Source organism: Actinosynnema sp. NPDC059335, assembly GCF_042752395.1.
In the GTDB taxonomy this organism is placed as follows: Bacteria; Actinomycetota; Actinomycetes; order Mycobacteriales; family Pseudonocardiaceae; genus Actinosynnema.
The window spans coordinates 1-8834 of record NZ_JBHYXZ010000165.1; the positions used below are offsets into that span (position 1 = coordinate 1).

The 8834-nt window shown below is 74.8% G+C and carries 10 protein-coding genes; 7 read left to right on the plus strand and 3 right to left on the minus strand.

From position 1 onward, the window contains the following. Positions 1–262: 262 nt before the first annotated feature. Positions 263–775 carry a CGNR zinc finger domain-containing protein gene (locus ACFXGA_RS33825; RefSeq protein WP_378095102.1) on the minus strand — a complete coding sequence of 171 codons (513 nt, stop codon included), beginning with the start codon at positions 773–775 and terminating at the stop codon, positions 263–265. A gap of 207 nt (positions 776–982) precedes the next feature. On the opposite strand from ACFXGA_RS33825, the gene ACFXGA_RS33830 reads away from it, so the two are divergent. Continuing rightward, positions 983–1654 carry a TetR/AcrR family transcriptional regulator gene (locus ACFXGA_RS33830; RefSeq protein WP_378095104.1) on the plus strand — a complete coding sequence of 224 codons (672 nt, stop codon included), beginning with the start codon at positions 983–985 and terminating at the stop codon, positions 1652–1654. On the opposite strand, the gene ACFXGA_RS33835 is transcribed toward ACFXGA_RS33830, so the two are convergent. Beyond that, positions 1559–2449 carry a sucrase ferredoxin gene (locus ACFXGA_RS33835; protein WP_378095106.1) on the minus strand — a complete coding sequence of 297 codons (891 nt, stop codon included), beginning with the start codon at positions 2447–2449 and terminating at the stop codon, positions 1559–1561. The two genes, ACFXGA_RS33830 and ACFXGA_RS33835, sit on opposite strands and share 96 nt — an antisense overlap. 142 nt (positions 2450–2591) lie before the next feature. On the opposite strand from ACFXGA_RS33835, the gene ACFXGA_RS33840 reads away from it, so the two are divergent. The 4 genes from ACFXGA_RS33840 (at position 2592) to ACFXGA_RS33855 (ending at position 5723) form a co-directional block, all read left to right on the plus strand. Continuing rightward, positions 2592–3290 (plus strand): alpha/beta fold hydrolase, encoded by a 699-nt coding sequence (locus ACFXGA_RS33840; RefSeq protein ID WP_378095108.1) that lies wholly within the window; start codon positions 2592–2594, stop codon positions 3288–3290. Beyond that, positions 3278–3991 (plus strand): SDR family oxidoreductase, encoded by a 714-nt coding sequence (locus ACFXGA_RS33845; protein WP_378095110.1) that lies wholly within the window; start codon positions 3278–3280, stop codon positions 3989–3991. Before ACFXGA_RS33840 ends, ACFXGA_RS33845 begins: the two co-directional genes overlap by 13 nt. A gap of 126 nt (positions 3992–4117) precedes the next feature. After that, complete coding sequence (locus tag ACFXGA_RS33850) at positions 4118–4690, plus strand: class I SAM-dependent methyltransferase (RefSeq protein ID WP_378095112.1); 573 nt, start codon at positions 4118–4120, stop codon at positions 4688–4690. Between the two features lie 67 nt (positions 4691–4757). Then, positions 4758–5723 carry a helix-turn-helix transcriptional regulator gene (locus tag ACFXGA_RS33855; protein WP_378095114.1) on the plus strand — a complete coding sequence of 322 codons (966 nt, stop codon included), beginning with the start codon at positions 4758–4760 and terminating at the stop codon, positions 5721–5723. Between the two features lie 52 nt (positions 5724–5775). Here ACFXGA_RS33855 and pip read toward each other — a convergent pair whose 3' ends face one another. Next, on the minus strand, positions 5776–6723 hold the full coding sequence (pip, locus tag ACFXGA_RS33860; protein ID WP_378095116.1) for a prolyl aminopeptidase: 948 nt from the start codon (positions 6721–6723) through the stop codon (positions 5776–5778). A gap of 42 nt (positions 6724–6765) precedes the next feature. Here pip and ACFXGA_RS33865 point away from each other — a divergent pair, with 42 nt between their 5' ends. Continuing rightward, entirely contained in the window at positions 6766–7272 is a 507-nt protein-coding gene (locus ACFXGA_RS33865) for a MarR family winged helix-turn-helix transcriptional regulator (protein WP_378095118.1), read from the plus strand. An 85-nt stretch (positions 7273–7357) separates the two neighbouring features. Continuing rightward, positions 7358–8569, plus strand: a complete 1212-nt coding sequence (locus tag ACFXGA_RS33870) for a glycosyltransferase (RefSeq protein ID WP_378095120.1) — start codon at positions 7358–7360, stop codon at positions 8567–8569. Positions 8570–8834: the final 265 nt, after the last annotated feature.

The following is an 8834-nucleotide window of genomic DNA, read 5'->3' on the forward strand; positions in this document are numbered from 1 at the left end:
GTCTGTCGGTGTGTGTGTTTTTGTGACCGACGCCCTCCCCCCCCCCCAGCGGGGCCGCGGGGGGCTCCCACCCCCCCCCCCCCCGCCGCCCCGGCTTCGTCCAGCCTAGGACACTCGAACCCGTGTCAAATCGGGCCTCGGTGGGTGGTGGCGGGGCCGTTGTGGGTGGGGTGGATGTGGTGGTGAGGGTGCGGTGAGGGGAGGAAGGGAGGGAGGGGAGGGTTGAAGCGGGGGCGGGGTGGGGGTTGAGGGTTGGCTTGGGTTAGGCGGTGCGGGTGCGGTGGTCGGCGACGTGGACGCGGTTGGCGCAGCGGGTGGTGCAGAAGCGGCGGCGGGCGTTGCGGGAGGTGTCGATGTAGACGGTGTGGCAGCCCGGTCTGGCGCAGCGGCCCAGGCGGTTCGGGTCTTCGCAGACCAGGTGGGCCAGGCCGGCGGCGGTGAAGGCGCGGACGCGGTCGGCGGTCGGGGCGGTTTCGGGGGCGAAGTGCAGGTGGGGTGGGCGGTTGTCGTGGGTGGAGATGTAGGGCTTGGCGGCGGCTTCGGTGAGCAGGTCGTTGACGAGGGAGACCTGGTCGGGGGTGCGGTCGAAGACCGGGGAGAGGCGGGCGGCCCAGGTGGTCAGGGTGCGGGCCTGGTGGTGGTCGAGGGTGCCCAGGGGTTTGTAGCCGTGGTCGCGCAGCAGGTCGAGCAGTTGGTCGGCGGTGCTGTCGGGGTCGGCGTTGACCAGGGCGGCGGCGAGTTCGGCGGCGGCCCCGCCGTAAGGGTTGAAATGCACTGAACCATGACAGCACGCTGGTGGGGTGAGCACCAGTTCCGGTTCCTGTCCTTGCTGTGGGTGGCCCGTGGCCGAGCCTGTGTACCCGGTGTCGTCGCACGGCGCGGTGGAGTACGTGCGCTGCGTGTGCGGGGTGTGGTTGGTGGTGGAGTCGGGGCGGGTGGTGGCGACGGCGGGCCGGCGGTGATCGGCTAGTGTCCCGTGCCCGTGACGAGCCGTCGGGACCTGTTGTGCGACTCCGCGATCGCCGTGTTGGCGGCGGAGGGCGGCCGGGGGTTGACGCACCGGGCCGTGGACCGGGCGGCCGGGGTTCCCGAGGGGACGACGAAGAACTACTTCCCGACCCGGGACGCGCTGTTGGGCGCGGCGGCGGCGCGGATGACGGCGTCGCACGCGGCGGCGGTGCGGCGGTTGCGGGAGACGACGCCGGAGGGTGTCACGCCGGCGGAGGTGGCGCGGTTGTACCCGGCGTTGCTGCGACGGGCCGTGGTGGAGGACCCGACGCAGTTGCTGGCGATGGTGGAGCTGTACCTGGAGGCGGTGCGGCGGCCGGGGGTGCGGGAGGCGTTGGGGCGGATGGCGGTGTCCAACGCGCGGGCCGGCGCGGGGTTGCACGCGACGGCGGGACTGGCGAGCACGGTGCGGGACGCCGGGTTGCTGGACGCCTACTTCCTGGGGGTGGCGTTGTCGCTGGTGGCGTTGCCCGAGCAGGCGTTGCGGGCGGTGGGGTTGGACGACCCGGAGGCGGTCGGCTCGGGGTTGTTCCGGGCGGCGGTGCCGGGGTCAGCCGACGGGGACGAGCCGGTGGACGGCGGTGGCGACGAGCTCGGTGGCCGGGGTGAAGGGCGCGCCGCAGCTGGCGGGCCGGGCGGCCGGTAGTTCGCGGCCCTCGACGGTGACGTGCCAGGCGCGGCCGTCGGTGTGGTGGACGGTGTCGCCGCGGACGGTGAGCACGTCGCGGTGCTCGCCGGTGTGGCGGCGGACGGCGAGTTCGGCGACCTGGCCGTGCGGGGTGTGGGTGGAGCGGCCGCGGCAGCGGTCGGTGACGACGTGGCCGGCGGCGGCCCGGTCGAGCAGGCGGTCGGCGAAGTCGCGGTCGAGGCGGCCGTAGGTGTAGCCGGTGGGCAGCAGCACGCCGGTGGGGGCGAAGCGGTGCCCGCCGGTGTGGGTGCACTCCCAGACGGCGTCGGGCCGGGTGGCGGCGAGGTCCTCGGCGAGGGGCCGGCCGCGCAGCGCGCAGCAGACGTCGCGGCGGCTGTTGGTGCACACCAGCAGCAGGGGGTCGGTGACGGGCGTGCCGAAACCGGCGGGCCGCTGTCCGGCGGCGAGGTCGGCGAAGTCGAGGTCGAGCAGGTCGCCCGGGTCGGCGAGGTCGGCCCGCGCCAGCCACGGCCGGCCGGGGGTGGTGGCGGCGAGGTAGGCGCGGCGCGGGGCGTCGTGGTGGGTGTCGGCGTGACGGCCCGGGCGGCGGATGAGCAGGACGCGGACGCCGGTGTCGGCGGCGCGGCGGGCGAGTTCGGCGCCGAGCGCGGGGTCCAGGCGGCTCTGGGTGAGCGCGTCGCGGCCCCACGGGCCGGGTTGTTCCAGGCAGATCCAGGCGGCGGCGGTGGCGGCGGTGCCCGCCTGGGGTTCCTCGAGGTCCGCGGAGATCGCGGCGCAACGCGGCTCGGTCACGCCCCCAGGGTGCCCTGGGACGACCGTTCGAGTGACACCGGGGTACGGGTTCACGCGTTCGGGCGGCAACCGGTGGCCGTCCGTGGCCGGTGTTCGCGACGGGTGGACGCCGTCCGGGGCCGCGGGGCGTTAGGTTCGGACCATGGTGATCACGGGGGAAGCGGCGGGGATCCGCTACGTGGCGACGCCGCCCGCGGGCGACGGACGACGCCTGGTGCTGGTGTGGCACCTGCTGGGCGAGCCCGACACACCGGAGGCCATGGCACGGGCGCTGCCGCTGGCCGGTGTGGACGCGTGGCGGCTGTACCCGGCGCTGCCCGCGTGGGGCCAGGGCGACGACCCGGTCGCCGACGGGTACGCGCCCCTGGTCGAGGCGGCGCTGGCCGCGACACCGGAGCTGGTCGGGGCCGCGCGGGAGCGGCTGGGCTGCGACGACGGACCGGTGGACGTCGTGGGCGGCTCGGCCGGCGGTCACGTGGCGTTGCTGACGGCCGTGCGGCGGGTCGTGCCGGTGCGGCGGGTGGCCGTGGTCAACCCCGCGGTGACCGCCCGCGCGGTGGTCGAGGCGTCCCTCGACGTCGGCGCGCTGGAATCCCACCACTGGACCGACGCCTCGCTCGCCGCGGCCGAGCCGCTGGACGTGGCGGCGCGGGCCGACCGGCTCGACGTGCCGCTGCTGGTCGTGCAGGGCGAGCAGGAGTACGAGGCGTTCCGACCGGTGCAGCGGGCCTTGGTCGACGCGGTGCCGGGCGCGCGGCTGGCGCGCGTGCCCGGGCTGGCGCACATGCTCGTGACGCGGCAGGACGTGGTGGACGCGGAGGTGTCGGCGTGGCTGGCCTGATCGTGGTGACCGGCGGCAGCCGGGGCATCGGCGCGGCGGTGGTGCGGCGGGTGGCCGCGGACGGGCACCGGGTGGTGATCGGCTACCGCGCCGCGGCCGAGGAGGCCGAGGCGCTGGCACGGGAGGTCGGCGGGGTCGCGGTGCGGGCCGAGGTCTCCGACGAGGCCGACGTCGACACCCTGTTCGACACCGCCGCCGGCCTCGGCCGGGTGACCGGGGTGGTGATCAACGCCGGCATCACCAGCCCCGTCGGCACGCTGGCGCAGCTGCGGGTGCAGGACCTGCGCCGCGTGGTGGACGTCAACGTGGTGGGCGCGCTGCTGTGCGCGCGGCGCGCGGCACGCGACCTGGTCTCCGGCGGGTCGATCGTGTCCCTCTCGTCCGTCGCCGCGACGCTCGGCGCGCCGGGGGAGTACGTGCACTACGCGGCCAGCAAGGCGGCGGTGGACGCGATGACCGTCGGCCTGGCCAAGGAACTCGGGCCGCGCGGCATCCGCGTCAACGCCGTCGCCGCCGGCACCGTGCGCACCGCGATCCACGAGCTGTCCGGCGTGCCCGACCGACCCGACCGGGTCGCCTCCCGCATCCCGCTCGGCCGACCCGGCGAACCGGAGGAGATCGCGGAGGCCGTGGCGTGGCTGCTCAGCGACGCCGCGTCGTTCACCACGGGCGCGGTCCTGCGGGTCGCCGGAGGGCTCTGACCCACCCCGGCACTAGCATCACGGCATGGTGCGACAGCCCGCCCCGGCCGACCACGACCCCACCCGGACGCGGCGACCGGACGCCTAGTGGAGGACTTCGTCCGCGCGGCCACCACCCCGCGACCGGTGCCCCTCACACCGGACATCGTGCTGCGCACCGCCGACGACATCATCGCCCTGTGGGAACGCACCGGATCCCCCGAACCCCCGTTCTGGGCGTTCCCGTGGGCCGGCGGACAGGCCCTCGCCCGACACGTCCTCGACCACCCCGACCTCGTCGCCGGCCGCCGCGTCCTCGACCTCGCCTCCGGCTCCGGCCTCGTCGCCGTGGCCGCCGCCCGCGCGGGCGGCCACGTCACCGCCAACGACATCGACCCCGTCGCCACCGCCGCGATCACCCTCAACGCCCGCGCCAACGACGTCACCGTCACCGTCGCCGAAGGCGACCTGCTCGACACCACGCCCGACACCGACGTCCTGCTCGCCGGCGACGTCTTCTACGACCGCGACATGGCCGCGCGCGTCGCCCCGTTCCTGCTCGCCGCCCACCGCCGCGGCGCGCTCGTCCTCGTCGGCGACCCCCAGCGCTCCTTCATGCCCCGCGGCTGGACCCGCGTCGACGCCTTCGACGTCCCCGTGCCCCACGACCTCGAAGGCGTCGACACCCGCACCACCACCGTGTGGCGACCCCCGCCCTGACACACGCCCTGACGCACCCGCCCCTTGCGGCCGGTTCCCGTCCTCGACACCCGGCAGACTGCACGCCATGCTGGAAACCTCCGCGAGACTGCTGCGCCTGCTGTCGCTGTTGCAGACCCGCCGCGACTGGCCCGGCCCCGAACTCGCCGAACGCCTCGACGTCAGCCCCCGCACCGTCCGCCGCGACGTCGACCGCCTCCGCGAACTCGGCTACCCCGTCCACGCCACCACCGGCACCCTCGGCGGCTACCGCCTCGGCGCCGGCGCCGCCCTGCCACCCCTGCTCCTCGACGACGAGGAAGCCGTCGCCGTCGCCGTCGGCCTGCGCACCGCCGCCACCGGCACCGTCACCGGCATCGAGGAAACCTCCCTGCGCGCCCTGGCCAAACTCGAACAGGTCCTGCCCTCCCGCCTCCGCCACCGCGTCAACGCCCTGCAGACCTTCACCGTCCCCGTGCCCCACGACACCCCCGCCGCCACCGTCGACCCCGACGTCCTCACCACCCTCGCCGCCGCCTGCCGCGACCGCGAACGACTCCGCTTCGACTACCTCGACCACCACGGCCACACCACCACCCGCGCCGCCGAACCCCACCGCGTCGTCACCTGGGGCCGCCGCTGGTACCTCGTCGCCTACGACGTCGACCGCCAGGACTGGCGCACCTACCGCGTCGACCGCATCACCCCCAAGACCCCCACCGGCCCCCGCTTCACCCCCCGCGACCTCCCCGACGGCGACGCCGCCGCCTACGTCGCCCGCAGCGCCTCCAGCGCCGCCTGGCGACACCACGCCGAAGTCGTCGTCCACGCACCCGCCGACACCGTCGCCGCCTGCGTCAACCCCGCCGTCGGCACCGTCGAACCCCTCACCGACACCACCTGCCTGCTGCGCACCGGCGCCGACACCGTCGCCGCCCTCGCCGTCCACCTCGGCCTGCTCGACACCGACTTCGAGGTCACCTCACCCCCCGAACTCGTCGCCCACCTGCGCACCCTCGCCGCCCGCTACGCCCGCGCCACCCCCACCGCCTGACACCCGACGGCGGGCCGGGGGAGCGGACCCGCCCCGACCCGCCCACCGGCGACTACCGACGGCGCGCGAACCGGTCCGTCGCCGCCAGCACCGCCTCCGCCATGCCCGGGTCCGACACCGCGTGCGACGCGCCCGGCACCACCACCAGCTCCGCGTCCGGCCACTTCCGGGCCAACTCCCACGCCGTCCACAACGGGCCCTGCAGGTCCAGCCGACCGTGCACCAGGATCCCCGGGATGCCGCGCAACCGCTCCACGTCCCCCATCACCTCACCGTCGCGCAACCACGCCCGGTGCCGGAAGTAGTGCGCGCACAGCCGCGCGAACGCCATCCGCCACGCCGGATCCGCCGCCCGCGGCCCCGGCCGGTAGTCCGGGTCCAACGACACGATCGAGAACTCCCAGTCCGTCCAGTCCGTCGCCGCCTTCTCCCGCACCGCCGGATCCGGGTCGTTGAGCAACCGGTCGTACGCGGCCACCAGGTCCGTCGCCCCCTCGCCCGCGCCCTCCCGGAACCGCGACCACTCCTGCGGGAACAACATCCCCAACCCGTGGTACAGCCAGTCCAGCTCCGCGTACCGGCCCGTCGTCACCGCCACCAGCACGATCTCCGTCACCCGCTCGGGGAACGACTGCGCGTACCGCAGCCCCAACGTCGAACCCCACGACCCGCCGAACACCATCCACCGCTCGATCCCCAGGTGCTCCCGCAACCGCTCGACGTCCGCCACCAGGTGCGCCGTCGTGTTCACCGACAGGTCCGTCGAGAACTCGCCCGCGTGCGGCACGCTGCGCCCGCTCCCGCGCTGGTCGAACAACACCACCCGGTACGCCTCCGGGTCGAACTGCCGCGCCGCGCCGGGGGAGCAGCCCGTGCCCGGCCCGCCGTGCAGGTACACCACCGGCTTCCCCTCGGGGTTGCCGCACTCCTCCCAGTACACGAGGTTGCCGTCACCGACGTCCAACATCCCCTGCGCGAACGGCTCGATCTCCGGGTACACGACCCCTCCTCCCAGAAACAACAGTGCTGTTACATTAGGGGAGTGGACCACGCACCCGCCGGCCAATACCTCGGCACCCGCCTCCGCCACCTCCTCGACCTCCTCGAAGGCGACGTCACCCGCGTCTACACCGACCTCGGACTCCCCGGCTTCCGCCCCCGCTACACCCCGGTCATCCGACTCGTCCACACCCGCGGACCCCACTCCATCCGCGACCTCGCCGACACCATCGGCGTCACCCACTCCGCCATCAGCCAAACCGTCAACCAGATGCGCCGCGACGGCCTCGTGGACCTCCACCCCGGCGACGACGCCCGCCAACGCATCGTCCACCTCACCGACCACGCCCGCGCCATCCTGCCCGTCCTCGACGCCGAATGGCACGCCACCACCACCGCCACCCACCACCTCGACACCGAGCTGCCCCACCCCCTCAGCACCCTGGTCGACCACGCCCTGCGCGCCCTGCGCGACAAACCCCTCCGCGACCGCATCCACGAACACCTCACCCCACCGGCGAACACCACCGACCCCACCCGAAGCCCCTGACCCACAACTCCGCACCGGGTTCGGAAACCCCGGCTACAGTCCGCTCCTTCCCAGCGCCCACCACCCCGCGCCACGAGGAGCACCCATGCCGCCGCGCATCTCCGTCGTGATCCCCACCTACAACCGCGCCGAACTCCTCCGCCGCACCCTCGACAGCCTCACCGACCAAACCCTCCCACCCGACGACATCGAAGTCGTCATCGCCGACGACGGCTCCACCGACCACACCACCGACGTCGTCGAAGCCTTCGACCACCGACTCCACCTCCGCTACCACCACCAACCCCACCTCGGCCGCCGCGTCGCCCACGCCCGCAACGCCGGCACCCGCCTCACCACCGCACCCGTCGTCGCCTTCCTCGACACCGGCACCCTCGCCGGCCCCGACTTCACCCGCGCCCACGCCGACGCCCACACCGGCCCACCCCTGCTCAACCTCGGCTACATCCACGGCTACCGCCCCTTCGACCCCGCACCCGACCTCGCCGACGCCATCGCCACCCGCACCCCGAAGCGACTCCACCACGACTTCCACGACCACCCCGGCTTCCGCGACGTCCGCCACGACCACCTCGCCGCCGTCGACTTCCGCCCCGACCGGCTGCCCTTCCCCTGGCTGTACGCCTGGAGCGCCAACTTCTCCGTCCGCCGAACCCACTTCGACGCCGTCGGCGGCTTCGACGAACGCTTCACCGACTGGGGCACCGAGGACATCGAACTCGGCTACCGCCTGCGCCGACACGGCCTCGCCACCCACTTCGACCGCACCGCCTGGGCCGTCGAAACACCCCACGACCGCGACCCGGGGGAGATGCTCGCCGCCGCCAAGCGCACCATGCGCCAGTTCCTCGACAAGACCCGCGATCCCGACGTCGAACTCGTCTGGGCCGCCCTCGAACGCGACAACCCCCTCATCGCCGAAACCGAACACCGCACCCTCACCGCCTGGACCGAGCAGGCCCGCGCCCTGGACGTGCGCGCCGAGATCGAACGGCACACCGCGGACGCCGGGGGACCGGTGTGCGTCGTCGGCTGCGGCGACGACATCCCGGACACGCTGCCCGAAGGCAGCGCCCTGGTCGACTTCGACGCCGACGTCCTGGCCAAGGCCGGCGGCGGGCACGCGCGACACCACGCCATCGGCCTGCGGCTCCCGCTGCCGGACGGGGCGGTGGAGCGCGTCGTCGTCACGTCACGGCTCGCGGGGCTGTGGCCCGCGTGGGGCGACACGGTCGCGGCGGAGGCCCGCCGGGTGGGCAGGGAAGCGCCCCGGACGGCTTTCGATCCTCTTACTTAACATAATGTAGATTATCGGCGTTCCGGACAGGCTGGTCGGAGGCCGTCCGAGCACGGCGCCGGCCGGTGGTCGGTCCACACCGGACGTACGCGTGTACGACGCGCTGTGCGCGGCGCGTGCACCGGACGGCGGCCGCGGAGCGGACGGACTGGCGACGGGCCGACGCGGTGGTGGGGCCCGCGCCCCCCGGCCCGGGCGCCGGCGGGGGGCGGGGGCGGTGGGTGGGGGGGCGGGGCCCGGCCCCCGCCCCCCCCCCGCCCCGCCC

Excerpts from the sequence above, each read along its gene's own strand:
- ACFXGA_RS33840 (WP_378095108.1), top strand. The coding sequence starts at position 2,592 with ATGGTGATCACGGGGGAAGCGGCGGGGATCCGCTACGTGGCGACGCCG.
- ACFXGA_RS33855 (WP_378095114.1), top strand. The coding sequence starts at position 4,758 with ATGCTGGAAACCTCCGCGAGACTGCTGCGCCTGCTGTCGCTGTTGCAG.
- ACFXGA_RS33870 (WP_378095120.1), top strand. The coding sequence starts at position 7,358 with ATGCCGCCGCGCATCTCCGTCGTGATCCCCACCTACAACCGCGCCGAA.